The sequence below is a fragment of the Paraburkholderia sp. RL18-101-BIB-B genome, assembly GCF_046026985.1.
In the GTDB taxonomy this organism is placed as follows: domain Bacteria; phylum Pseudomonadota; class Gammaproteobacteria; order Burkholderiales; family Burkholderiaceae; genus Paraburkholderia.
Map to the genome: position 1 here is coordinate 1 of NZ_JARESV010000057.1, position 24,668 is coordinate 24,668.

The 24,668-nt window shown below is 64.1% G+C and carries 17 protein-coding genes; 11 read left to right on the top strand and 6 right to left on the bottom strand.

The window, feature by feature from the left end; genetic code table 11:
- Positions 1-109 precede the first annotated feature (109 nt).
- Positions 110-1,087: a chemotaxis protein gene (locus tag P0D73_RS40005; protein WP_132375160.1), complete on the bottom strand. Its 978-nt coding sequence runs from the start codon at positions 1,085-1,087 to the stop codon at positions 110-112.
- A 411-nt stretch (positions 1,088-1,498) separates the two neighbouring features.
- On the opposite strand from P0D73_RS40005, the gene P0D73_RS40010 reads away from it, so the two are divergent.
- The 3 genes from P0D73_RS40010 to P0D73_RS40020 all read left to right on the top strand — a co-directional run bounded on the left by P0D73_RS40010 (position 1,499) and on the right by P0D73_RS40020 (position 5,125).
- Positions 1,499-2,068, top strand: coding sequence for a DUF4142 domain-containing protein (locus P0D73_RS40010; RefSeq protein ID WP_408435499.1), 570 nt, complete (start codon positions 1,499-1,501; stop codon positions 2,066-2,068).
- A 197-nt stretch (positions 2,069-2,265) separates the two neighbouring features.
- Positions 2,266-3,990, top strand: coding sequence for a tetratricopeptide repeat protein (locus P0D73_RS40015; RefSeq protein ID WP_408435501.1), 1,725 nt, complete (start codon positions 2,266-2,268; stop codon positions 3,988-3,990).
- A 109-nt stretch (positions 3,991-4,099) separates the two neighbouring features.
- Positions 4,100-5,125, top strand: a complete 1,026-nt coding sequence (locus P0D73_RS40020) for an aldo/keto reductase (RefSeq protein WP_132375157.1) — start codon at positions 4,100-4,102, stop codon at positions 5,123-5,125.
- Between the two features lie 50 nt (positions 5,126-5,175).
- On the opposite strand, the gene P0D73_RS40025 is transcribed toward P0D73_RS40020, so the two are convergent.
- From P0D73_RS40025 to P0D73_RS40035, 3 genes are all read right to left on the bottom strand, one after another.
- A complete protein-coding gene (locus P0D73_RS40025; RefSeq protein ID WP_408435503.1) occupies positions 5,176-5,619 on the bottom strand; it encodes a cyclic nucleotide-binding domain-containing protein in 444 nt (147 codons plus the stop codon).
- 134 nt (positions 5,620-5,753) lie between these two features.
- Entirely contained in the window at positions 5,754-6,650 is an 897-nt protein-coding gene (locus P0D73_RS40030) for an SDR family oxidoreductase (RefSeq protein ID WP_408435505.1), read from the bottom strand.
- A gap of 71 nt (positions 6,651-6,721) precedes the next feature.
- Positions 6,722-7,465 carry an SDR family oxidoreductase gene (locus P0D73_RS40035; RefSeq protein WP_408315723.1) on the bottom strand — a complete coding sequence of 248 codons (744 nt, stop codon included), beginning with the start codon at positions 7,463-7,465 and terminating at the stop codon, positions 6,722-6,724.
- Between the two features lie 165 nt (positions 7,466-7,630).
- On the opposite strand from P0D73_RS40035, the gene P0D73_RS40040 reads away from it, so the two are divergent.
- Positions 7,631-8,542: a LysR family transcriptional regulator gene (locus P0D73_RS40040; RefSeq protein ID WP_408435507.1), complete on the top strand. Its 912-nt coding sequence runs from the start codon at positions 7,631-7,633 to the stop codon at positions 8,540-8,542.
- Positions 8,543-8,599: 57 nt separating this feature from the next.
- Here the strand turns inward: P0D73_RS40040 and P0D73_RS40045 are convergent, their stop codons facing one another.
- Positions 8,600-9,631 (bottom strand): glutathione S-transferase family protein, encoded by a 1,032-nt coding sequence (locus tag P0D73_RS40045; RefSeq protein ID WP_408435509.1) that lies wholly within the window; start codon positions 9,629-9,631, stop codon positions 8,600-8,602.
- Between the two features lie 227 nt (positions 9,632-9,858).
- Between P0D73_RS40045 and P0D73_RS40050 the strand changes: the two genes are divergently transcribed.
- Positions 9,859-10,782 (top strand): LysR family transcriptional regulator, encoded by a 924-nt coding sequence (locus P0D73_RS40050; RefSeq protein WP_408435511.1) that lies wholly within the window; start codon positions 9,859-9,861, stop codon positions 10,780-10,782.
- Positions 10,783-10,909: 127 nt separating this feature from the next.
- Positions 10,910-11,227, top strand: coding sequence for a single-stranded DNA-binding protein (locus tag P0D73_RS40055; RefSeq protein ID WP_168793237.1), 318 nt, complete (start codon positions 10,910-10,912; stop codon positions 11,225-11,227).
- On the opposite strand, the gene P0D73_RS40060 is transcribed toward P0D73_RS40055, so the two are convergent.
- Positions 11,197-12,123 carry a LysR family transcriptional regulator gene (locus tag P0D73_RS40060; RefSeq protein ID WP_408435514.1) on the bottom strand — a complete coding sequence of 309 codons (927 nt, stop codon included), beginning with the start codon at positions 12,121-12,123 and terminating at the stop codon, positions 11,197-11,199. The two genes, P0D73_RS40055 and P0D73_RS40060, sit on opposite strands and share 31 nt — an antisense overlap.
- A gap of 132 nt (positions 12,124-12,255) precedes the next feature.
- Between P0D73_RS40060 and P0D73_RS40065 the strand changes: the two genes are divergently transcribed.
- The 5 genes from P0D73_RS40065 to uvrA all read left to right on the top strand — a co-directional run bounded on the left by P0D73_RS40065 (position 12,256) and on the right by uvrA (position 24,500).
- On the top strand, positions 12,256-14,019 hold the full coding sequence (locus P0D73_RS40065) for an acyl-CoA dehydrogenase family protein (RefSeq protein WP_408435516.1): 1,764 nt from the start codon (positions 12,256-12,258) through the stop codon (positions 14,017-14,019).
- Positions 14,019-15,224 carry a CaiB/BaiF CoA transferase family protein gene (locus P0D73_RS40070; RefSeq protein WP_408315714.1) on the top strand — a complete coding sequence of 402 codons (1,206 nt, stop codon included), beginning with the start codon at positions 14,019-14,021 and terminating at the stop codon, positions 15,222-15,224. Before P0D73_RS40065 ends, P0D73_RS40070 begins: the two co-directional genes overlap by 1 nt.
- A 68-nt stretch (positions 15,225-15,292) precedes the next feature.
- The gene (locus P0D73_RS40075) at positions 15,293-16,606 is read left to right on the top strand and encodes an MFS transporter (RefSeq protein ID WP_132375146.1); all 1,314 of its coding nucleotides are present in this window, start codon (positions 15,293-15,295) and stop codon (positions 16,604-16,606) included.
- A 155-nt stretch (positions 16,607-16,761) separates the two neighbouring features.
- Complete coding sequence (gene cuyB, locus P0D73_RS40080) at positions 16,762-18,324, top strand: cysteate racemase (protein ID WP_408435519.1); 1,563 nt, start codon at positions 16,762-16,764, stop codon at positions 18,322-18,324.
- 290 nt (positions 18,325-18,614) lie between these two features.
- Complete coding sequence (uvrA, locus tag P0D73_RS40085) at positions 18,615-24,500, top strand: excinuclease ABC subunit UvrA (RefSeq protein ID WP_408435521.1); 5,886 nt, start codon at positions 18,615-18,617, stop codon at positions 24,498-24,500.
- The last annotated feature ends 168 nt before the right edge of the window (positions 24,501-24,668 follow it).

Sequence of the window (24,668 nt, forward strand, 5' to 3'; positions counted from 1 at the left end):
GGGGCTTAAGTTGAGAGCATTGCCCCGCACAGGGGCAACACTAATAAACCACCGCGAATTCAAGGAAAGGCCAACAAACCAACAAGAAGCAGCAGAAAAAAACCCCAACTCAAGCAGCAACAACAGAAGGCACAACCCCAATAGCATTCCGAATAGCATCCGCCAACTCCGAGGCAGCAAACTTCGCCACATACCCATTAGCCCCGGCATTCTTCACATGCGCCTCATTAGCCGCCCCGGTAAGAGAAGAATGAATAATGACCGGAATATCGCGAGTCCGCTCATCAGCCTTAATTTGCCGAGTGAGCATAAATCCATCCATCTCAGGCATCTCAAGATCAGTCAAAACAAGGGCGATACTATCCTTGACACGAGTCCCATTAGCCTGCGCCTCGCGCGCAACCTGCTGCAAGGTATTCCAGGCCTCTTCCCCAGTCTTGGTCATCACATAATCCGCGCCAATAGCACTCAAAGCCTGCTCAATGAGCTTCCGAGCAAACCCCGAATCATCTGCAGCAAGAATCTTCGCCCCACGCCGAATCCCCAACGCCTCCCCAACGGAAGTCGGATCCACACTAGGATGCTGTGACGGGAACACATCCCGCAAAACCTGCTCGACATCGATCACCTGGGCCAGGCGCGAATCACCAGTATTCCCATCGATCCGCGCAATGCTAGTAACCAGATTGCCCCCAGCCGCACCTTCGGCGGACAAAACCTGATTCCACTCCAGCCGCACGATATCGTCGACCTCTTCAACCGCGAACGCCTGCGTCGACCGAGCAAACTCCGTCACCAGCAAAATATTCAGCCCGCGCGTCGGCTGACACCCCATCAGCCGCGGCAAATCGATCACGGGAATGATCTGCCCGCGAATATCCACGGCGCCCATCACAAACGGCGACGAACCGGCGATCGGCGTAACCGTCGGCATGGTCGAGATTTCCCGCACCTTGAACACGTTGATGCCATAAAGCTCATGCGCGTCGCTGCCGGGCACGGCGCCCAAGCGGTACAGCAACAACTCGAACTTGTTGGAACTCGTCAGGTTGCTGCGTTCATCGTTCGCGCGGTTTTCTACTGCCATCGAATCTCTCCAGGGTTGCGTGTGATGCGCCATGCCACCGTTGCGTTCGATCCTGGCGCGCGCCCTACCTTTCTGTTATCGGCGCGGCGGACAGAAAGTTCAGCGATTCGACGGCGATTTCCTCGCATGCTCTGGTTAACGCGCAGCCGATATTGAGTTGAGGGCGGGAATCGGCGCAAGCGCAACGGCCGCAATCCAGCCCTGTCAAGGCATTCATATGAAGGTTACCTAAGGTTACAGAAGCGACAGCGTCGTATCACATGGCGCACAGCGCGCCTTCTAGAATTCACAGCGATAAAAGCGTGGCGCCGTCAGTGGCTCGCAAGCTGACCGCAAGGTAACCGCACAGTCGGCAGGAGCCTGAGGCGCACACGCATCGCAGTTGTTTCGCTTCCACCTCAAGGAGAACGTATGATCCGCTTGCCTCTCGCCACAATCACCAGCGCCTGCATGGCTGGCCTGCTCGTCGTCGCCGGCGCGGCCAACGCTCAAACAACGCCGGCAGCACCGGCAGCGGCTACGGCCGACGCCGGCCGTCTGCATGCCGCCGACCAGACGTTCATCGCGGACGGAACCAAGGCCGTCGCCACGCAACGCGACGCCGCCCGCATCGCGACCTCGCGCTCGACCGATCGCGACGTCAAGGCATTCGCCGAGCGCGTCTCGGCCGACAACGCGAAAATCTCCGACGCGCTGCGCGCGGCGAGCCCACGCGGCGTCGATGTGCCGAAGAACGACCCCGACGCAGCGGTGCTCGCGAGCATCAACAACCTGCGTGGCGCCGACTTCGACAAGGTCTATATCGAGCAGGTCGCGCTCGCCGGCGAACAGAAAGCGCTGTCGGCGTTCCAGGCGGAAATCGCTTCGGGCCGCGACGAACAGTTGAAGGACGCGGCGAAGAAGGCATTGCCGACGATCCAGGAACACTACGCGATGGCGCAGGAGCTCGCCAAGCGTAAGCATCTGCCGACCGCGCAGTAAGCGGCTTAACGCGCGTCACGTTGCGGCGTGGCGCGCGGCCGTTCGAATGCGTGGTTTTCGGCGATAATCGGCTTCGCTCTTTCGAGTCCGCTGCGCGCAGGGTCTTGCGCTATGCATCGTTTGCGATTCATCTTGCGTGATGCGCGAACCTCGAAAGCTCCCACCACTTTCACGCGCATTCGACCAAAGCTCTCCGCATGAGCAAGTCCGCCAATCTGCCGCAACAGTTGGACCATATGCTTCGGCAAGCCGTCGCGCTTCAGCGCAACGGCGCTTTCACCGAGGCCGAGGGACTCTATCGCGAGATTCTCGAACTCAAGCCCCGTCATTTCGACGCGCTGCAATTGCTGGGCGCGCTGACGCTGCAAGCGGGCCGCCTGCAAGAGGGCGTCGAGTTACTCAGAAAAGCGCTTGCCATCAACGCGAAACAGGCGCCGCTTCATTCGAATCTGGCCTATGCGTTGAACGCTTTGCAGCGATTCGCCGAAGCCCTCGCGAGTGCCGAGCGCGCGCTGGCCTTGCAGCCCAAATTTTCCGACGCACTGAACAATCGCGGCAACGCGCAAGCCGGCCTGAATCGGCCGCTCGATGCGCTTGGCAGTTTCGATCGCGCGATTGCCCTGATGCCGGATTTCGCGCCGGCCTGGAACAACCGCGCGTGTGTGCTGCGCGATCTGGGCCGTCCCGCTGATGCGCTCGCAAGCTGCGACCACGCGCTCGCGCTGCAACCGAATTATCCGGATGCGTGGAGCAATCGCGGCAACGCGTTTAGTGACCTGAACCAGCCGGAAGAAGCGGAACGCTGCTACCGTCGCGCGCTCGAATTGGCCCCGGCATTCGCCGATGCCTGGAACAATCTCGGCCTGACGCAGATCGACCTCAATCAGCACGCGCAAGCGCTGTCGAGTTACGAACGCGCGTTGGCCGTGAATCCAGATGCTGCGGAAACACATTGGAATGAATCGCTGTGCCTGCTGCAAATGGGACAGCTCGAAGGCGGCTGGCAAAAATATGAATGGCGCTGGGAGCGCAGCCGCATCAAGGCAAGCCGGCGCAGTTTTGCGCAACCCCTTTGGCTGGGCGATTTTTCGATCAACGGCAAGACCATTCTGCTGCACGCGGAACAGGGCCTCGGCGACACGCTGCAGTTTTGCCGCTATGCCGCGCTGGTGTCGAAACTCGGCGCGAAGGTCGTGCTCGAAGTGCCGCGCGAGTTGATGCGTCTCATGGCCACGCTCGATGGCGTGGACCAATTGATCGAAGCCGGCCAAACGCTGCCGCCGTTCGATTGCCACTGTCCGTTGCTGAGTCTGCCGCTTGCATTCAAGACCGAGCTCGACAGCATTCCATCGACAACGCCTTATCTCATCGCAAAGGCCGAAGCGGCTCGCCAATGGCACGATCGGATTCACGCGCAAGCAGACGGCCGCCTGAAAGTCGGACTCGTGTGGGCGGGCGGAAACCGGCCGCATGTCGCGGAGCTTCGCAAGAACGATGCACGCCGTTCGATCGCTTTCGCACAACTCACGCCGCTTCTCGAGGTGTCGAACGTGCAGTTCTTCAGCCTGCAAAAAGGACCGGCGGCACAGCAACTCGAAAGCAGCGAGTGGGGCGAACGCGTGATCGATTACACGGAAGAACTCAACGACTTTGCCGACACCGCAGCGTTGGTGGCGAACCTCGATCTGGTGATTTCCGTGGACACGTCCACCGCGCATCTGGCCGGCGCGCTCGACAAGCCGGTCTGGATTCTGAACCGCTTCGACACCTGTTGGCGCTGGATGCTGGAGCGTACCGATACGCCGTGGTATCCGCGCGCCCGCTTGTTCCGGCAACCGGCGCTCGGCGATTGGGACAGTGTGATGCAAGCCGCGCGTGACGCGCTGAGCGCATTGGCTACGGACGTGGCGCATTCACGATAACGATCCCGTTCGCACCCGCCACGTTCCCTGCGCGCTGGCCGACGCGTTTGCGCGGACGCGCGTAGACTGAATGTCCGTTTATGGACGGCTAAGCCACGGAGATTGATCAATGGAATACAGACATCTGGGTGCATCCGGTTTCAAGGTGCCGGTGCTGAGTTTCGGCACGGGCACATTCGGCGGCAAGGGCGAGTTTTTCCAGGCGTGGGGCGCGACCGACGTCGCCGAGGCGCGGCGTCTGCTCGACATCTGCTTCGATTCGGGCGTCACCATGTTCGACAGCGCGGACATCTATTCGAGCGGCGCGTCCGAATCGGTGCTCGGCGAAGCGCTCAAGGGCAAGCGCGACAAAGCGATCATCTCGACCAAGGCGACCTTCCGTTTCGACGATGGACCGAACAGCGTCGGCTCGTCGCGCTTCCATCTGATTCAGGCCGTGGACGCGGCGCTCAAGCGCTTGCAAACCGATTACATCGATCTGTTCCAGTTGCACGGCTTCGACGCCAGAACGCCGATCGCCGAAGTCATGTCCACGCTCGACGATCTCGTGCGCGCCGGCAAGATCCGCTACACCGGCGTGTCGAATTTCTCCGGCTGGCACCTGATGAAGTCGCAGGACGTGGCGGATCGCTACGGCTATCCGCGCTACGTCGCGAATCAGACCTACTACTCGCTGGTCGGACGCGATTACGAGTGGGAGCTGATGCCGCTCGGCGTCGATCAGGGCGTGGGCGCGGTGGTGTGGAGTCCGCTCGGCTGGGGGCGTCTCACGGGCAAGATCAAGCGCGGCCAGCCGCTGCCCGATTCGAGCCGCCTGCATAAAACCGCCGACATGGGGCCGCCGGTGCCGGACGAGTATCTGTTCCGCGTGCTCGATGCGATCGACGAGATCGCGGCCGAAACCGGCAAGACCGTGCCGCAGATCGCGCTGAACTGGCTGCTGCAGCGGCCGACGGTATCGACGGTGCTGATCGGTGCGCGTAACGAGGAACAACTGCGGCAGAACCTCGGTGCGGTGGGCTGGAATCTGACGCCCGAGCAGGTGGCGAAGCTCGACGCGGCGAGTGCCGTGCGTCCCGCTTATCCGTACTGGCATCAGGAAGGATTCGAGGAACGTAATCCGAAGGCGGTGTAAGCGCGCTTTCGCCTCAAGGCGCGCTGCGTGTCAGGTGCTCCGGTTCGGACTCATTTCGCGAGTTCGGCTGGAGCGGCGAACAGTTGGCCGTAGTAGTGGCGGCCGGCGTCGAGATGCGTGCCGAAGGCAAAGCCTTGCGCGAGCATGGCATCGAAGTCGGCTCGTTCGATTTTCATCACGTAGCTGTGTTCGGTGGTGACGAGGCGGCACGCGGTGCCGGACGCCGCCGCCGCGCTGAACCACTTGCCCGCGCCAGCATGGTCCGCCGGGAAAGCGTGCGGACTCACTTCGACTTGCCAGCCGCCGTCCAGCAGAATCCACATGGCCTGATCCTCGGCAGTTGCCGCGCTGTCGTTGCATTGCGCGACGACCGTGCCGGCCTGCGCTTCCCATTCATGCGAGTGGGCGATCACCCATCGCAGTTGGTCGGTCGTCAGGCTCGTAAAGAACGGCGTGTGCTTCAGCAAATGAAGGTATGTGACCGAGGGTTTCATGGTCGTGCTCCTCGTCGTGATGGAAGTGGCGGCCGGTTGAGGTTGGGCATCGCATGCGCCGATGAGAACCGGCAGCACAACGGCGCATGCGATCAGCGAAATTGCTTTCACGGCGGTATGCCTTGACGTCACGTTCAACGTTGAACCCGCGCTTCCAGCAAATCGCCCATACCGATTCGCTTGGCGAACTCGATGCGCACACGCTCCGACACTTCGAGCACCTCGCGCGCGCCGTCGCCGACGAAGTCGATCACCGAACGCATCGGCCGCTCGCCTGAAGGCAGGCCGACGATCCGCACGATTTCATCGGCCACGGCTTGCGGATCGGCGTCGTCGGGCGTCAGTTCGGACAGGCGCTGGCCGATCTGATCCATCACGCCGTCGTAGCGTGCGTAGGCCGCGGCGCGTTCGGTATCGGCCGGCTTGCCCGCGCTCGGAAAGTGAGCGGTGCCGCGCGTGAACGCGCCCGGCACCACGATCGAGGTCTCGATGCCGAAGCGCGCGATCTCATATGCGAGCGAAACCGCCAGCGAATCCATTGCGGCCTTCGCGGCGCCGTATGGACCGAGGAAAGGAGGGAAGCCGCCCTTGGTCGTCGAACTGCTGACCCACAGCATCAAGCCGGCTTCCTGCTGGCGCAGATAGGGCAGCACGGCGCGGTTCACGCGCTGCGCGCCGAACAGGTTGGTGTCGAACACCTTCACCAATTCCTCGGGCGTGAAGGCTTCGCTCGGGCCGACCACCAGATGGCCGGCGTTTTGCATCACCACGTCGAGCCGTCCCTGTTCGCGCACGACCGTCGCGGCGGCGGCATCAGCCGATGCTTGCGACAACACGTCGAGTTCAAGCGGATGCAACTGGATGTCCTTCGCTTTCGCAAGCGCGCGCATTTCATCGGCGCGTGGCTTATTGCGTCCTTCGACGTCGCGCATCGTCGCGTAGACAATGTGGCCGGCTTCGGCGAGCGACTGTGCGCTGAGTTTGCCGATACCCGTACCGGCGCCCGTCACGAGGATGATCTTCTTCTGCATTTTTCTTCTCCGATTCGATGAAAGTGAGGCGGCTCGTCAGAGCCTGCCCGCAGTAATGCGCATCGAGCGCGTTAGGCAATACCGCCGTTCGCACGCAGAATCTGCCCGTTGACCCAACCCGCGTCCGGACCGGCGAGGAACGCCACCACCGACGCAATATCGTCCGGTTGGCCGAGGCGTTGCAGCGGCGGCATCTTCGCGAAGGTCTGGATCTGTTCTTCGGTCTTGCCGTCGAGGAACAGCGACGTCGCGATCGGACCTGGCGCCACGGCGTTGACGGTGATGTTGCGGCCGCGCAGTTCCTTGGCGAATACATGTGTGAAGGATTCGACGGCCGCCTTGGTCGCGTTGTAGATCGCATAGCCCGGCATGTTCAGCGCCAGTGTGGTGCTCGAAAAGTTGACGATGCGCCCGCCGTCGTTCATGCGCGCAGCGGCTTCGCGCAAGGTGTTGAAGGTGCCGCGCACGTTGATGTCGAAAGTCTGGTCGTAGAGCGCGTCGCTGGTGTCGGCGAGCGGCACGGTCTTGAGCACGCCCGCGTTGTTGACCAGCACGTCCACCTTGCCGAGCTGCTGTTCGGTGATCTCGAACATGCGGCGCACGTCGTCGGCGTTCGACACGTCCGCCTTAACCGCGACGGCTTTGGCGCCGGCTGCCGTGAGTTCCGCGACGAGCGCATCGGCTTCGGCCGAACTGGATGCGTAGTTGACCGCGACCGCGAAGCCGTCCTTGGCCAGACGTTGCGCGACCGCTGCGCCGATGCCGCGGGACGCGCCAGTGACGATAGCGACCTGGGCGTTTTTAGGCGTGTTCATGATTCGTTTCCTTGTGTCTGTTGGGTGGGTGAGGTGAATCATGGACGCTTTCCGCGCATAGATAATCGGGTTAGACTTGGCATCATCATTCCATTTGCTTTAACAATTGACGCAAGGACCGCCCTACAGGCGTCACAAACAGCCACCCACAGCCAGGCATCGACCATGGATCGTTTCGAGGAAATGCGAGTTTTCATACGGATCGCGGAGCGGCAAAGCTTCACGCGCGCCTCGGACGACCTGCAGATTCCGCGCGCCACTGTGACCAATCTGATGAAGCGCATGGAGCAGCGGCTCGGCGCGCGGCTGCTCGAGCGCACCACGCGCACGGTGCGTCTCACGCACGACGGCGAGGCGTACTACCGCCGCTGCGTGCGTCTGATTGCCGACATGGAGGAGGCCGAGGGCTCGTTTTCGAACCTCGCGCCGAAGGGTTTGTTGCGGGTGAACTTGCAGGGCACGCTGGCGCGGCACTTCGTGGTGCCGGCGCTGCCGGCCTTTCTCGCGCGCTTTCCCGATATCGAACTGACCATCGGCGAAGACGACCGGCTCGTCGATCTGGTGCGGGAGGGAGTCGACTGCGTGCTGCGGGCGGGCCATCTGCAGGATTCGTCGATGGTGGGGCGGCGCGTCGCGCAATTGCCGCAAGTGACGGTCGCGAGTCCGGCGTATCTCGCTGCGTATGGCGAGCCGGCCGAGCCGTCGGCGCTGTCCACGCATCGGGCGGTCAATTACGTGTCGAGCGCGACCGGCAAGGCCGTGCCGCTCGAATTCAGCGTGGCGGGCCGCGAGGTGGCGATGGTCCTGCCGTCTGCGGTGTCGGTGACCGGCACCGAACTCTATACGGGCTCCGCGCTGGCGGGGCTCGGCATCGTGCAGGTGCCGCAATACCGGGTGGCGGCCGAACTGGCGGCCGGGCGGCTGAAAATCATTCTTGCGGACTTTCCGCCGCCGCCCATGCCGGTGTCCGTGCTCTATCCGCAGAACCGTCAGTTGTCGTCGCGGGTGCGGGTGTTTGCGCAGTGGCTGCGCGATATATTCGAAGCGGCAACGGCGAACACGGGTGGCGCGCTGTGAATACGCGCGTTCAGGCCGCTGCGCCGTGCGTGTCGAAGATGTTGATCAGCGCGATGTCTATTCCCTGACTGCATACGGCCGCGAGCGAATAGCGGCAGTGGTGTCCTGCACCCCGAGCCGTGCCCGATCATGCGGCGCCAAGAAATCCTGAACCGGACCAAGCGGCACGACGCCGGTCGGATTGATGCCCCGGTGACTCTCGTAGTAATGCCGCTTGATGTGCGTGAAATCGACCGTCTGCGCAATGCCGGGCAACTGATAGATATCGCGCGTGTAGGCGGACAGACTCGCGTAATCGGCGATGCGGCGCAGATTGCACTTGAAGTGGCCCACGTAGACAGCGTCGAAACGGATCAGCGTCGTGAACAGCCGGAGATCGGCTTCGGTGAGTTGCGCGCCGGTCAGATAGCGTTGCGTCGCGAGTTGCGCGTCGAGCCAGTCGAGCGTTCCGAAGAGCGGCGTGACGGCTTCTTCGTAGGCCTGCTGCGTGGTGGCGAAGCCCGCCTTGTAAACACCATTGTTCAGCGTGTCGTAGACGCGCGTGTTGATCGCGTCGATTTGCGGACGCAACGGCGGCGGATAAAAATCGCCGGGCTTGGCGCCGATGCCGTCGAACGCCGAATTCAGCATGCGAATGATTTCCGACGATTCGTTGCTGACGATCGTGGCCCGTTGCTTATCCCACAGGATCGGCACCGTGACGCGGCCGCTGTAGTGAGGATCGGCGGCCGTATAGACCTGGTGCAGCAGCTTCGCATGATTGACGCTGTCGGCCACGACGCCAGGGCCGTCCGCGAAGGTCCAGCCGTTTTCCAGCATCAGCCAGTGCACGACGGAGACGTCGATCATCGCTTCAAGGCCTTTGAGCGCCCGCACGATCAAGGTGCGATGCGCCCACGGGCAGGCGAGGCTCACATACAGATGGTAGCGTCCCGCTTGCGCTTCGAAGCCGCCGCTGCCGCTCGGACCGGGCGAGCCGTCGGCCGTCACCCAGTTGCGAAACGCCGCGTCCTTGCGCACGAAACGGCCGCCGGTCGACTTGGTGTCGTACCAGCGGTCCTGCCATTGTCCGTCCACTAAAAGTCCCATGTCGCCGCTCCTTGTGCGTACGCCGTCGTGCCACGACCGCGCGCAATGAATGTTCCAGGCGCGGCGTCGGCCGCGTTTGCAGTGGCTCGTCACTGGCTCGTGCGGCTTTTCCGAAAGCCCGCGCCAACCGTGCTTGCCGCCAATTTTGCCGTCATATCGCCATAGTGGACTAGCAGCGGCGCTTTGCCGTACCATCTTTTCGTCGAACTCGTTCGAAGGAGTAGAACATGTTGTCGGAAGACGAACTGGCTTTGCTCGACGCGATTCGCGAGACCGGCAGCCTGTCGCGCGCGGCGGCTCGCCTCGGCAAGGCGCCGTCCACGATCTCGCATGCCGCCCGGCAACTGGAGACGCGCTTCGACGCGCTGCTATTCGACCGGCGCCGCTACCGCCTGCAACTCACGCCCGCCGGCCAGCTTCTCGCCGACGAAGCCGCGCGTCTCATGCTCGACATGTCGCGCATGACGCAGCGCGTGAAGCAGATCGCGAGCGGCTGGGAAGACCGCCTTTGGGTGGTCACGGACGAGATTCTCGAATTCGAACTGCTGATGCCGGTGGTACGCGCCTTCGACGCGCTCGACTCCGGCGTCAAGCTGCGCTTCACCCACGAAGTATTGAGCGGCACCTGGGAGGCGCTGCGCGACGGCCGTGCCGATCTGATCGTGGGCGCGACCAACGAGCCGCCGGCGATTCCCGGTCTGCGCTGGTTCGAACTCGGCGTGATGGAGTGGGTGTTCGCGGTGTCGCCGCGCCATCCGCTGGCGGGTGTCGAGGGGACGCTCGGCCGCGAACGGATCCTCGAACATCGCGCAGTGGTGGTGGCGGATTCATCGCGTACGACGGCGGGGCGTGCTTATGGTTTGATCGGCGGACAGGCGTCACTCGCCGTGCCGTCGATGCGCGCGAAGATCCTGGCGCAGCGCGACGGCCTTGGCGTGGGCTGGTTGCCGCGTCAGCGCGTCGTGACGCTATTGAAGCAGGGCGAGCTGATCGAGAAAGCGACCTCCGATCCGCGCGAGCCGAACGTGCTGTACGTCGCGTGGCGTGGCGATCATGAAGGGCGCGCATTGCAGTGGTGGCTCGAACAGTTGCGGCAACCGCGGCTCGCGAAACGCCTCGTGCGCGGCGTGGATTTGACGATCGGCGCGTGATGCTCACGCCGTTGGTCCGCGATCGAGCGGCGCTTTTTATAGAGGCCGCGCCGCTTCTCGTGGGATCATACGCGCCGTGCTGGGCGATTCTGCTTTCTGCACGGTACGAAACAAGAGGAGCAAGGCGATGATCGATGGACTGGTGGGCGGGCGGTTATACGGCGAGGCGCAGATTCGCACGGGGCAGAACGGCAGGCGTTTCGTGACCTGCAAGGTGCGCGCGGCCACCAACGACGGCGACACGATTTTCGTCAACGTGATCGCTTTCGACGACGACGTGCAAACCGCGCTGCTCGCGTTGAGCGACGCGGACAGTGTCGCACTGAGCGGCACCTTGACGCCCAAGGTCTGGACCGACAAGAACGGGCTCGTCAAACCGGCCGTGGATATGGTCGCCCACAAGATACTGACGGCTTACGAAGGCCGCCGCGAAGCGGATGAATGAGCCGTGTTCGGCGGCTCGCCGCCGGCATCCCTGAGATACTCGACGAAACGGTCCGCGACGGGTTCCGCGTCGCCGCTCCGGCGCAGCAGCAGCACTTGCGACATCAGCGTCTCGCCTGTCAGCGGCAAAAACGCGACCTTCGGGTCCTGGACCTGACGCAACGTGTACGGCACTAGCGCAACGCCCATGCCGAAGCCGACCATCGTCACGACGGTCTGCCACAAGCGCGCCTCATGGCGAATCAACGGACTGAATCCCGCTCCCACGCACTGCGCGATGATCAGATCGTGATAATGCGGCGACACGGTGCGCGGAAATAGAATGAACGGCTCCTGCGCCAATGCCCGCAGATCGACCTTGCGTTTGCGCGCCAGCGGATGAGCGGCGGGCAGGCAGCACAGGAACGGCTCGGAAAAAATCGGCGTGGAAATGACGTCGGTCGGAAAATTTCCCCAATGCGCGCAGCCCATATCGATCTGCATGCGCTGGATTGCGTGCACCTGCTCGCTGGTGTTCATCTCCTTCAGGACGATTTCGACGCCGGGGTAATCGGTCTCGAAGCGTTTCACCGCCTGTGGCATGCCACGGTACAGCATCGAATTCACGAAGCCGATACGCAAGCGGCCGGCGAGGCCATGCGCCGAGCGCACCGTCATGCGTTCCGCCTCGTTCGCCTGCAATAACAGGCGGCGCGCTTCGCCGAGCAGCACCTGGCCGGCGTTGGTTAGCGACACCGTTTTGTTGGTGCGCGCGAGCAACTGCACGCCGAGCTGCTCCTCGAACTTGCGAATGTCGAAACTGAGGGCCGGCTGCGAAATGAACAGCCGCTTGGCCGCGCGGCCGAAATGCAGCTCCTCGGCGACCGCCACGAAATAGCGCAACTGCTTCAGGTCCACGGCTGCCTCCTTAGTGTTGATCGATAAGCTGCGTCTATCGTACCGGATATAAGTTGTATTAGACGATTATCGACGCCGCTCCTATGCTCCTCCCACAAGCACTGACGTGCATAGCAGAGTAAGGAGACACGTATGAGCGAAATCACCGCGCAGCCGGCACACGGCTCGTCCAACATTCCCGATAGCCGGGGCATCAACTTCTTCACCAGCGATCCCGACTTCGAGCGTCTGTTGAAGCTGCATCTCGGCGAGAGGCTGTTTCACGAACTCGAAAGCCAGCTCGTCTCGCTGGGCCAGCGCGCGTCCGACGAACTCGACGTGTGGGCGCTGTCCGCCGACAAGAACCCGCCGCAATTGCACCATCGCACGCGGCGCGGCGAAGCGCTGCAAAGTATCGACAAGCATCCGGATTACGTCGCGCTGGAACGCGTGGCTTACGCGGAGTTGGGACTGGCCGCGATGAGCCACGAAACCCGCGATGGCAAAAAATCGCCGCCGCCGCTCGTGAAATACGCGCTGACCTTCCTGTTCGTGCAGGCGGAATTCGGCCTGTGTTGCCCCGTGAGCATGACCGATTCGCTCACGCGCACGCTGCGCAAATTCGGCGCGCCGGAACTGGTCGCGCGTTTTCTGCCGATGCTCGCCTCGCGCGATTTCGACACGCTATTCCAGGGCGCGATGTTCATGACCGAACAGGCAGCGGGTTCGGACGTCGCGCGCATTGCCACGCGTGCGTCGCTCGAAATCGATGCGAACGGTGACGAAACGTGGCGTCTGTATGGCGACAAATGGTTTTGCTCGAACGCCGACGCCGATCTCGCGATGGTGCTCGCGCGGCCGGACACGGCGCCGCCCGGCATCAACGGACTCGGACTGTTCCTGTTACCGAAGACGCTGCCGGACGGCTCGCGCAACAGCTACCGGATCGTGCGTCTGAAGGACAAGCTCGGCAGCCGTTCGATGGCGAGCGGCGAGATCGTGCTGGAAGGCGCGGTCGCGTATCTGATCGGCGAAGTGGGCCGCGGTTTTCATCAAATGGCGGACATGATCAATATGTCGCGTCTGTCGAACGGCGTGCGTGCCGCGGGTTTGATGCGCCGTGCGCTGACCGAGGCGTTGCACATCGCGCGCAATCGCGAAGCGTTCGGCCGCAAGCTGATCGACATGCCGTTGATGCAGCGTCAGTTGCTCAAGATGATGCTGCCCGCCGAACAGGCGCGCTCGATGTTCATGCGCATCGCGCTGCTGCTGGAGCAGGCCGACGCGGGCGACCGGCAGGCGGCGAAATGCGTGCGCATCCTCACGCCGCTCATCAAGTTCCGTGCATGCCGCGACGCGCGCCGCGTGACCGGCGACGCGATGGAAGTGCGCGGCGGCACCGGCTATATCGAAGAGTGGAGCGACGCGCGGCTCGTACGCGACGCGCATCTCGGCTCGATCTGGGAGGGCACCAGCAACATCGTCGCGCTCGACATCGCGCGAGCGGCGAAACGCGACGGCGCGCTCGAACCGTTGCGCACGTATCTGCAGGATCTGCTCGGCGCGGTGGGATTGCCGGCGGCCAGTCTCGCGTTGCTGCGCGCGACACTCGCGCGTGCGTGCGACGCGTTGGCGAGCGTGGCGGATTCCGGCCGCGACGAATGGGTCCGGCAAGCGGGCACCGCGCTGTATCACGCAAGCACCGCAGTGTTGATGGCCTGCGAGGGCGTGCGTCTCTCGCCGGATTACCGGCGTCTTGCGCTTGCGCATCTGGTGGTGCGGCACAAGCTGTTGCCGTTCGATCCGCTGGCCTTGCATTCGGCATCGGACGAGAGCGATGTAATCGACGCTTTGGTTAACGGCCGCAGCGTCACGCTCGAACAGGCGCTGCAACTGTTGCCGCAAAGGAGCGCGTAATGGCCGCACCGCTTCCGAACGATGGCAAGCAAGGCGCGTTGCAAGGCATCAAGGTGATCGACTTGAGCCGCGTGCTCGGCGGCCCGTACTGCACGCAGGCGCTCGCCGATCACGGCGCGCGGGTGATCAAGCTCGAGCCGCCCGACGGCGACGAAACACGTGGCTGGGGGCCGCCGTTTTACGGCGACACCGCGTGGTACTTTGCGGGCGTGAACCGCAACAAGCAGGGCATCGCGGTCGATCTCGCGCGCGATGAAGGCCGCGCGATCCTGTGGAAGCTGCTCGAAGATGCCGACGTGCTGGTCGAAAACTTCAAACCCGGCACGCTCGGGCGCTGGGGCATGGATTACGAGCGCGATCTGCGCGAGCGTTTCCCGAAGCTGATCCATTGCGCCGTATCGGGTTTCGGTCCCGATGGTCCACTCGGCGGCTTGCCCGGCTACGACGCCGCGATTCAGGCGATGACCGGCCTGATGAGCGTGAACGGCGAGCGTGACGGTCCCGCCACGCGCGTCGGCTTGCCGGTCGTCGACATGGTCACCGGCCTGAACGCGCTCGCCGGCATTCTGCTCGCGCTTGCCGAACGCGCGAAGAGCGGCCGCGGCCAGTCGATCGATATCGCGTTGTACGACTGCGGCGTCTCGCTGCTGCATCCGCATCTGCCGAACTATTTCGGCTCGGGCCGCACGCCGCAGCGCAGCGGCAACGCGCATCCCAACATCACGCCGTACGACAGCTATCGCACAGCGAGCGCGCCGATCTTTCTCGCGGTGGGCAACGACCGGCAGTTCGCGAAACTGTGCGCCCATCTCGGCGCGCCCGAACTCGCCGACGATCCGCGTTACGTCGACAACCGCAGCCGCTGCGCGCATCGCGAGCCGCTGAAGGCCGCGCTCGAAAGTCTGCTCGCCACGCACGAGTGCGAGCCGCTCGCGCATGCGCTGATCAACGCGGGCGTGCCGTGCGGTCCGGTGCAAACCGTCGACGTCGTGGCGCGTCATCCGCATACCTTGCACCGCGGCATGGTGGTCGAGATGGGCGAGTATCGCGGCACCGCGTCGCCGATCAAGCTGTCGCGCACGCCGGCCACGTATCGCAGCGCGCCACCGTCGCTCGGCGCCGACACGCGCGACGTGCTCGACGCATTGGGTATCGACGCCGCCACCCAGCAGCGTCTGCTCGAAGCGGGCGTGCTCAAAGCTTAAACTCGCAGTTCCCGGCGACGGCACGCAGAAGCCGCGCCATCCAGAAGAAAGACCTTGGAGACAGAGACATGAATCACGAGTCCGACGACCACGCCGCAAGCCGGCAACCGACGCGCGCCGCAGCCGCGGCTTTTGTCGGCACCACGATCGAGTGGTACGACTTTTATATCTATGCCACGGCGTCCGCGCTGATATTCGGCAAGCTGTTCTTTCCTGGCAGCGATCCGTTTTTCGCCACTCTCGCTTCGTTCGGCACCTTTGCGGTCGGCTTCTTCGCGCGGCCGTTCGGCGGGCTGGTGTTCGGCCACCTGGGCGACCGCATCGGCCGCAAGAAAGCACTCGTGGCGACGCTGGCGATCATGGGCATCGGCACCGTCGGCATCGGCTTCCTGCCGACCTATGCAAGCGCCGGCGTGTGGGCGCCCGTGCTGCTCGTCTTGCTGCGGGTCGCGCAGGGCATTGCGATCGGCGGCGAGTGGGGCGGCGCGGTGCTGATGGCAAGCGAACACGCACCGCAGGGACGGCGCACCTTCTTCGCGTCGTTCGCGCAGCTCGGCAGTCCGGCGGGCTTGATCCTGTCGCTGCTCGCGTTCCGCGCAGTGGCCTCGATGGATAAGGACGCGTTCCTTGGCTGGGGATGGCGCCTGCCGTTTCTCGCGAGTGCCGTGCTGCTGGTGGTCGGCCTGCTGATCCGCGCGGGTGTCGACGAATCGCCGGAATTCAAGGCGCTCAAGGCGCAACGACGCGTGGCCGCGCTGCCGGTCGCCGAGGTCGTGCGCGATGCGTGGCGCACGCTGTTGCTATGCCTCGGCGCGAACGTGATCGGCGTGGCCGGCGCATGGTTCGTCAACACCTTCATGCTCAACTACACGACGCAAACGCTCGGCCTCGACCGTTCGTTGATTCTCGATTGCCTGTTCGTGGTCGCGTTCATCCAGTTGTTCACGCAACTGGGTTCCGGATGGTTCGCGCAACGTATCGGCACGGGACGCTTCCTGAAGGGCGCGGCCGCGTTGGCGATGCTGTCGCCTTATCCGATGTTCGCGCTCGTTTCGACCGGGCGGCCGGTGGCGATCGTGATCGGCATTGCGCTAGCTGTGATGTGCATGTCGAGTTCCTACGCCGTGATGGCCGGCTTCATGTCGACCGCGTTCCCGGTGCGCGTCAGGTATTCGGCGATTTCGCTGTCGTATCAGGTGTGCGCCGCGCTGGCCGGTGGTCTGACGCCGCTGATCGGGACGTTGCTCGCGCATCGTTATCCGGGCGCCTGGTGGCCGTTGGCCGTGTTCTATAGTGTTCTGGCCGGCGTATCGCTGGTATGCATCGGCACGCTGGAGCGCCGCAAGCGCGGTGCGGCGCACGGCGTCGCCGAAGCGGCCTAGGCGTTTGCCGGTGCGCTCGACGCCGGGAAACACAGGGTAATTGTGGTTCGTGGTTGACCCCACGTCATAGTCCGCCTACATAATGTCATCCTCAACCGCGCAAAAGCCGCCTACCATCGAGGCGGGCGGCAAAAAAACGACGGGGGGAAGCCATCATGAATCGCTATCGTTCGCTGGGTGTCGTGACCGGCGCGGCGCAGCTCGCCAGCGCCGACGTCCTGTGCCGGATGAGCGCCGCCTGGAACCGGCCGGGTGCGGCGCGGCCATTCGATCTCGTTCTCGAGCAGCAGTCCTGGCAAGGGCCGGCCTCGCAGAGCGAGGCGAGCGCCCAGTTCAAGATTCACGTATTCGACACGATGCGCGCGTTCGAAAAGCGCGGCGTCGAGGCGATCGTGTTGCCGTGCTTCCTCAGCCATACCTTCATCGACGAACTCTCGGCAAACGTGGCCGTGCCGATCGCCAACATCATGACGGCGCTCTCGGCGCACGTGCGGCAAGCGTTTCCGTCGGTGCGCCGGATCGGCGTGCTGACTTCGGAGGCCATCCGTCATAACGGCCTCTTCGAACGTTATTTCGATGCCGCGCGGTTCGACGTGCTGCATCCGCGCAACGAAGCGGGCGTCGATTGCGTGACGAGCGCGGTCTATAGCGATGAAGGCATCCTAAACGGCCGCTTCTATGGCCGCCCGGTCGAGTTGCTGCGCGCCGCGTGCGCGGACCTCATTGCGCAGGGCGCGGAGATCATCCTGCCGGGGCTCGTCGAAATCGCGCTGGTCGCGCGCGCGCTCGGCCGGCTCGAGGTGCCGCTCGTCGACGCCAATCTCGTTTACGCGCGCTACGTCGCGGCGGCCCAATATGCGCAGCCGGAGCGGCGCTTCAAGGTGGGCGTGCTGGGCGGCGTCGGGCCGGCGGCGACGGTCGACTTCATGGCCAAGCTGGTGCGCAATACGCCCGCCGCGTGTGATCAGGATCACATCAAGATCATGGTCGAGCAGAATCCGCAGATTCCGGACCGCACCGCCGCGCTGCTCGGCAACGGCGACGATCCGACGCTCGCGTTGTATGCCGGCTGCAAGACGCTCGAGGACGGCGGCGCGGACCTCATCGCGATTCCGTGCAATACGGCGCATGCGTTCGTCGAGCGGATCCAGCCGTCGCTCGGCATTCCGATCGTCAATATGCTGACCTGTACCGCCGATTATCTGCGCGAGACCTTTCCGGACGTGCGCGAAGTCGGCGTGCTCGCCACTTCGGGCACGCTCGCGAGCCGCGTCTATGAGCAGGCGCTCGAAGCGCGCGGTTTCGTGCAGATTGCGCCGGGCGAACCGGCGCAGGCGCGGCTGATGAACGCCATCTACGGACCGAAGGGTGCGAAGGCGGGCTTCACGTCGGGCGAGTGCTGCGATGATCTCGCCGCGGCGCTCGACGATCTGGTCGTGCAAGGCGCCCAGGTGATCGTGCTGGGTTGCACCGAGTTGCCGCTGCTGTTGCGTGACGCGACGCTGGCGTGCGTGGGCGGACGGGTGATGCGTCTCGTCGATCCGGCCGAGGTGTTGGCGAAGCGCTGCGTGGCGTATGCGCTGGGTAAGAGCGGGGCGCTGGATGCAGCGCCGGGTGCTGCGGTGCCGACAGGGAGCCGATCAGTGCGGAGAGCGTCTACGGTTAAGAAATGTGCGCCCGTTACCACACCGTTGCGCCTTGCAAGTCTGGCGCGATAGCGCCGCTTCACGTCTCCGACGCCACTTCGAGCGGCTTTAAACCTTTCTCTCCCCAACGGCACAACGCTTGCTGCCGCGCCAAGCGGCGCGCATTTTTGCCGCCGGTCACCGCCTGACGGGCCTGCAAAGCCTACCCGGGCCGCGTCGTGGAAAACTGTATAAATATACAGTATAGTATCCCGTTGCAAGCCGGGCTTCGGCGTGGGTTTCCGCCAGCCCGGCGGCACCGAACTTGCGCGGTCGCGAGGCGTCCGTGAGAGGTGGCCCACTCATTCAGACGGTCGGAAAAATTGGCATCTAACGGCACTATCAAGATTCGCGGCGCACGCCAGCACAACCTCAAGAACGTCGACCTCGACGTACGAACCGGCGAAATGACGGTCGTCACCGGCCCGTCCGGCTCCGGCAAGTCGAGCCTCGTGTTCGACACGCTTTACGCGGAAGGGCAGCGGCGCTACGTCGAAACATTCAGCGCTTACGCCCGGCAGTTTCTCGACCGCATGGACCGGCCGCAAGTCGACCGGGTCGACGGCGTGCCGCCGGCGATTGCGATCGACCAGACCAACCCGGTGCGCAGTTCGCGTTCGACCGTCGGCACCATGACGGAGCTCAACGATCACCTGAAGCTGCTCTACGCGCGCGCGGCCGAACTGTTCGACCGCAAGACGGCCCATCAGGTGCGCCACGACACGCCGGAAACGATCTACGCCGAGTTGCTCGAACGCACGGCGGAAAACGAGCCGCGGCTCGTCGTCACGTTCCCGGTCGAGTTGCCGGAATCCGCGTCGGAGCAGGAAGTGGAGCAGTGGCTGTCGGCCAGTGGCTACACGCGCGTGCAGGCGCAGCGCGAAGTCGATTCGCCTACCGGCAAGCGCAAGCTGCTCGACGTGGTGGCCGACCGCTTCCGGCTGCGCTCGGTGGACAAGCAGCGGGTGGTCGAGGCGATCGAGGCCTCGCTCAAGCGCGGCGGCGGGCGCGTCAATATCTATGTGCTGCCGGCGTCATCGGAAGGGGCGGACAGTCAGGAAGCCGAACCGCAAATCTGGCGTTTCTCCACCGGCTTGCACAGCCCGGAAAGCGATCTGCGCTACGCCGACCCGCAGCCCGCGCTGTTCTCGTTCAACTCGGCCTACGGCGCGTGCGAAGTGTGCCGCGGTTTCGGCCGCGTGATCGGCGTCGACCTCGGGCTAGTGATTCCAGACGCGCGCAAGACGCTGCGCGACGGCGCGATCAAGCCCATGCAAACGCCCGCGTGGAAGGAATGCCAGGACGATCTGATGCGCTACGCGGCGAAAGCCGATATCCGCCGCGGCACGCCGTGGGGCGAACTGACGGACGCCGAGCGCGACTGGGTCATCAACGGCTCGCCGGATTGGAACGGCAAGTGGCAAAGCCACTGGTACGGCGTCAAACGCTTCTTCGAGTATCTCGAATCGAAAGCGTACAAGATGCATATTCGTGTGCTGCTGTCCAAGTACCGCAGCTATACGCCGTGCGAAACCTGCGGCGGCGCGCGCCTGAAAACGGAATCGCTGTTGTGGCGCCTCGGCAGCAAGGCCAATGCGGACGACGTGCTGCCGGCCGAGAAGCGCTTCCTGCCGCGCGGCGTCGACTGGACGCGCGGGCAGCTCGAAGCGTTGCCGGGTCTGACCGTGCATGACCTGATGCTGATGCCGATCGAGCGCATCCGGCGCTTCTTCGACGAAATCAGTTTGCCGAGCGCCTTGCTCGACGACGCGCTCAAGCTGCTGCTAGCCGAAGTGCGCACGCGCCTCAAGTACCTGTGCGACGTGGGCCTCGGTTATCTGACGCTCGACCGGCAAAGCCGCACGCTGTCGGGCGGCGAAGTGCAGCGGATCAACCTGACCACGGCACTCGGCACGTCGCTCACCAAGACCCTGTTCGTGCTCGACGAGCCGAGCATCGGCTTGCATCCGCGCGATCTGAACCGCATCGTCGAAGCCATGCACCGTTTGCGCGATGCGGGCAATACGCTGGTGGTGGTCGAACACGATCCCTCCGTTATGCTCGCGGCGGATCGTCTGATCGACATGGGTCCGGGACCGGGCGAGCGCGGCGGCTCGATCATTTACGACGGCGTGCCCGAGGCGATCCGTTCGTCAGGCACGCTCACCGGCGAGTACCTCGGCGGCCGCCGGCATGTGGCCGACGCGGCGCATTGGTCGCAGCGTCCGGTGGATGCCGCCACGCCGCGCATCGTGCTCGAAGGCGCGACGGAACACAATCTGCGTGATGTCACGGTGGAGATTCCGTTGCGGCGGCTCGTCTGCGTGACGGGGGTGTCGGGGTCCGGCAAATCCACGTTGCTGCAAGACGTGTTGTATCCGGCCATGGCACGGCACTTCGGTCTCGCCACTGAGTCGCCGGGCGCATTCACTAGTTTGAGCGGCGCCGATCAGGTTACCGACGTTGTGTTCGTCGACCAGTCGCCGATCGGCAAGACGGCGCGTTCGAATCCGGCGAGTTACGTCGGCGCGTTCGACGAAATCCGCAAGCTGTTTGCCAAGGCGCCGCTCGCGCAGCAACGCGGCTACGGTCCGGGCATGTTCAGCTTCAACTCGGGCGAAGGCCGTTGCCCGACCTGCGGCGGCTCGGGTTTCGAACATATCGAAATGCAATTCCTGAGCGACGTGTACCTGCGCTGCCCCGATTGCGACGGGCGCCGTTATCGCGCGGAACTGCTCGAAGTGAAGATCGAGCGCGTCGAACCGGCGCGCGCGCTGAGCATTGCCGACGTGCTGGAATTGACGGTGAGCGAAGCCACTGCATATTTCGCCAAAGATGCCGAAGTGCTGCGCGTGCTGCAGCCAATCGTCGACGTGGGCCTCGAATACGTGAAGCTCGGCCAGCCGGTGCCCACGCTGTCGGGCGGCGAAGCGCAGCGGCTCAAGCTCGCCGGTTTCCTCGCGGAATCGGCCCAGGCGCGGACTGCGCGCAGCGCGAAGCAGCCGGTCGCCAAACGTCTGTTCATGTTCGACGAACCGACCACGGGCCTGCATTTCGACGACATCGCCAAGCTGATGCAGGCGTTCGGCAAGCTACTCGCGAGCGGTCATTCGCTGATCGTGATCGAGCACAATCTCGACGTGATCCGCGCGGCCGATTGGCTGATCGACCTGGGTCCCGAAGGTGGCGATGGCGGCGGCCGGGTCTTGTGCGCCGGCACGCCGGAAGACGTCAAAGCTTGCCCGGAATCGCATACCGGCGTGGCGCTGCTGCAATATGACCGTGCCATGGGCGCAGCGGCCGAACCGGCGTCGCAAGGCATTCCGCTGCAAAAGGCGCTGAGCGCCGCGCGCGCGCGCCGGGCGATCGAAGGCGAGGACGTGGTGCGCATCGTCAATGCGCGCGAGCACAACCTGAAAGCGCTGGACGTGGACATTCCGCACGGCAAATTCAACGTGATTACCGGCGTGTCCGGTTCGGGCAAGTCCACGCTCGCCTTCGACATTCTGTTTCACGAAGGGCAGCGCCGTTACCTCGAATCGCTGAATGCCTACGCACGTTCCATCGTGCAGCCGGCGGGGCGGCCCGAGGTCGACGCGGTGTACGGCATTCCGCCGACCGTCGCGATCGAGCAGCGGCTCTCGCGCGGCGGCCGCAAGAGTACCGTGGCGACCACGTCGGAGGTCTGGCACTTCCTGCGTCTGCTGTATGTGAAGCTCGGTTTGCAGCATTGCATTCACGACGGTACGCCGGTCACGTCGCAAAGCGTCGAATCGATCGCGGCGCAGTTGCTGCGCGATCACAAGGGGCAGCACGTTGGCTTGCTCGCGCCGCTGGTCGTGAACCGTAAGGGCGTTTATACGGATCTGGCGAAATGGGCGAAAGCGCGCGGCAATACTCATCTGCGTGTGGACGGCGAGTTCGTGCCGGTGGATCCGTGGCCGAAGCTCGACCGCTTCCGCGAGCATACGATCGAGCTGCCGGTGGCCGACATTGTCGTGTCGCCGGACCACGAAACCGAACTGCGTCAGGCGCTCGACCAGACGCTCGAAGTCGGCAAGGGCGTGATGCATCTGCTGGCGCCGCTCGACGGTTTGCACGACGCGATCAGCGGCGGCCATCCCACCGCGAAACTCGGCGCGGTGAAGGTGCTGTCCACCAAGCGCGCATGTCCGGTGTGCGGCACGAGTTATCCCGAACTCGATCCGCGCATGTTCTCGTACAACAGCAAGCATGGCTGGTGTACCACGTGTGTCGGCACGGGCCTCGCGCTCACGCGTGAACAACGCGCGGTGTACGACGATACGATCGTCGTCGACGACAATCGCGGTCGCGAACAGAGCCTGCCGTCGGAAGAGCAGGAACCCGAAGGTCTCGTGGACGAACCATGTCCGGATTGTGCGGGTACGCGTCTGAACCCCACCGCGCGCGCGGTCACGTTCGACGCGCAGGCGATCGTCGATGTCGCGCAGTGGACCGTGTCCGACACGCGCGCGTGGATCGACACGCTGGAGATGACCGGTCGCGACGCGGAAATCGCGCGTGACGTGGTGAGCGAAATCGGCAGCCGCCTGCAGTTCCTCGAGGAAGTGGGGCTCGGCTATCTGAGTCTCGATCGCGCGGCGCCGAGTCTGTCCGGCGGCGAAGCGCAGCGCATCCGGCTCGCCGCGCAACTCGGCAGTAACTTGCAAGGCGTGTGCTATGTGCTCGACGAACCGACCATCGGTCTGCATCCGCGCGATAACCAGATTCTGTTGAACGCTTTGCGCAAGCTCGGTGAAAAGGGCAATACGCTGGTGGTCGTCGAGCATGACGAGGACACGATTCGGCGTGCGGATCACATCATCGACATCGGGCCGGGCGCGGGCAAACGCGGCGGCACCCTGGTCGCGCAGGGCAGTGTGGCCGACCTGTCGGCGCAACCCGATTCGCTGACCGGACAGTTTCTCGCGCAGCCCATCGTGCATCCGTTGCAGCCGCGCCGCGAAGTGGTCGCGCCGGGCAAACGTACGGCTGCAGTGCCGGAGAATTGGCTGACTGTGCACGGCGGCAAGCTGCACAATTTGCGCAACGTCACGGTCGGCATTCCGCTCTCGCGGCTGGTGGCGGTCACCGGCGTCAGCGGCTCCGGCAAGTCGACACTTGCACGCGACGTGCTGATGACCAACCTGCTGGACGCTGTCGGACGTTCGGTGCTGTCGTCGCCGGCCACGCGGCGCGCGCGTGCGGCGGCCGAGGAGAAGCCCGCGGCGAACCGGCGTTCCAGCGTGCTGGCGCGCACAGCGCCGCGTGCGCCACTCAACGTGACGCATGCATGGCAAGGGTGCGATGCGATCACTGGCTGGGAAACCATCGACCGTGTACTCGAAGTCGATCAAACGCCGATCGGCAAGACGCCGCGTTCCTGTCCGGCCACATACATCGGCGTGTGGGACGCGATCCGCAAGCTGTTTGCCGGCACGCTCGAAGCGCGCGCGCGTGGCTATACGGCCTCGCGTTTCTCGTTCAACACCGGCGAAGGCCGTTGCCCGGCCTGCGAGGGGCAGGGCGTGCGCACCATCGGCATGAGCTTCCTGCCCGACGTGAAGGTGCCTTGCGATGTGTGTCACGGGCAGCGCTTCAATCCCGAGACGCTGGCGGTCACGTGGCGCGGCAAGAATATCGGCGACGTGCTGACCATGGAAATCGACGAGGCCGTCGAGTTCTTCGCGCCCATCTCCAATATCGCTCATCCATTGCAGTTGATGAAAGACGTCGGGCTCGGCTATCTCACGCTGGGTCAGCCGTCGCCCACGTTGTCGGGCGGCGAGGCGCAGCGTATCAAGCTCGTCACTGAATTGAGCAAAGTGCGTGACGACATCACACGGCGCGGTCAGAAGCCGCCGCATACCTTGTATGTGCTGGACGAACCGACCGTGGGCCTGCACATGGCGGACGTCGCCAAGCTGATTCGCGTGCTGCATCGTCTCGCGGACGGCGGGCATAGTGTCGTCGTCATCGAACACGATCTGGATGTGATCGCCGAGGCGGACTGGATCATCGACCTCGGTCCGGAAGGCGGAGTGGGCGGCGGGGCGATCGTCGCTGCTACGGATCCCGAAGGATTGTCGCGCGTTGCGGCGAGTCATACGGGCGCCGCGTTGCGGCCGGTTCTCGCGCGATCGCGTAACAACAGCGCTGTCGTGGCAGGCGAGGGCACAAACGGTTGATGCAGCAGAGCGGCGCGATCAACGTTGCGCCGCTCCCGCTTGCTCCTTTGTTGAGTTGAACCCGCAAGAGTTTGCCGGCGCATGATTCATGTCATTCTGGCCGGGCGAATTCGGCCCTCACGAAATTGCCCTATATGCCCACCAACGTCGCGCCGACATCGCCCGCGC

Bases quoted from the DNA above. Each gene is read 5' to 3' on its own strand.
- P0D73_RS40005 (WP_132375160.1), bottom strand. From the start codon at position 1,087: ATGGCAGTAGAAAACCGCGCGAACGATGAACGCAGCAACCTGACGAGT.
- P0D73_RS40010 (WP_408435499.1), top strand. From the start codon at position 1,499: ATGATCCGCTTGCCTCTCGCCACAATCACCAGCGCCTGCATGGCTGGC.
- P0D73_RS40015 (WP_408435501.1), top strand. From the start codon at position 2,266: ATGAGCAAGTCCGCCAATCTGCCGCAACAGTTGGACCATATGCTTCGG.
- P0D73_RS40020 (WP_132375157.1), top strand. From the start codon at position 4,100: ATGGAATACAGACATCTGGGTGCATCCGGTTTCAAGGTGCCGGTGCTG.
- P0D73_RS40025 (WP_408435503.1), bottom strand. From the start codon at position 5,619: ATGAAACCCTCGGTCACATACCTTCATTTGCTGAAGCACACGCCGTTC.
- P0D73_RS40030 (WP_408435505.1), bottom strand. From the start codon at position 6,650: ATGCAGAAGAAGATCATCCTCGTGACGGGCGCCGGTACGGGTATCGGC.
- P0D73_RS40035 (WP_408315723.1), bottom strand. From the start codon at position 7,465: ATGAACACGCCTAAAAACGCCCAGGTCGCTATCGTCACTGGCGCGTCC.
- P0D73_RS40040 (WP_408435507.1), top strand. From the start codon at position 7,631: ATGGATCGTTTCGAGGAAATGCGAGTTTTCATACGGATCGCGGAGCGG.
- P0D73_RS40045 (WP_408435509.1), bottom strand. From the start codon at position 9,631: ATGGGACTTTTAGTGGACGGACAATGGCAGGACCGCTGGTACGACACC.
- P0D73_RS40050 (WP_408435511.1), top strand. From the start codon at position 9,859: ATGTTGTCGGAAGACGAACTGGCTTTGCTCGACGCGATTCGCGAGACC.
- P0D73_RS40055 (WP_168793237.1), top strand. From the start codon at position 10,910: ATGATCGATGGACTGGTGGGCGGGCGGTTATACGGCGAGGCGCAGATT.
- P0D73_RS40065 (WP_408435516.1), top strand. From the start codon at position 12,256: ATGAGCGAAATCACCGCGCAGCCGGCACACGGCTCGTCCAACATTCCC.
- P0D73_RS40070 (WP_408315714.1), top strand. From the start codon at position 14,019: ATGGCCGCACCGCTTCCGAACGATGGCAAGCAAGGCGCGTTGCAAGGC.
- P0D73_RS40075 (WP_132375146.1), top strand. From the start codon at position 15,293: ATGAATCACGAGTCCGACGACCACGCCGCAAGCCGGCAACCGACGCGC.
- cuyB (WP_408435519.1), top strand. From the start codon at position 16,762: ATGAATCGCTATCGTTCGCTGGGTGTCGTGACCGGCGCGGCGCAGCTC.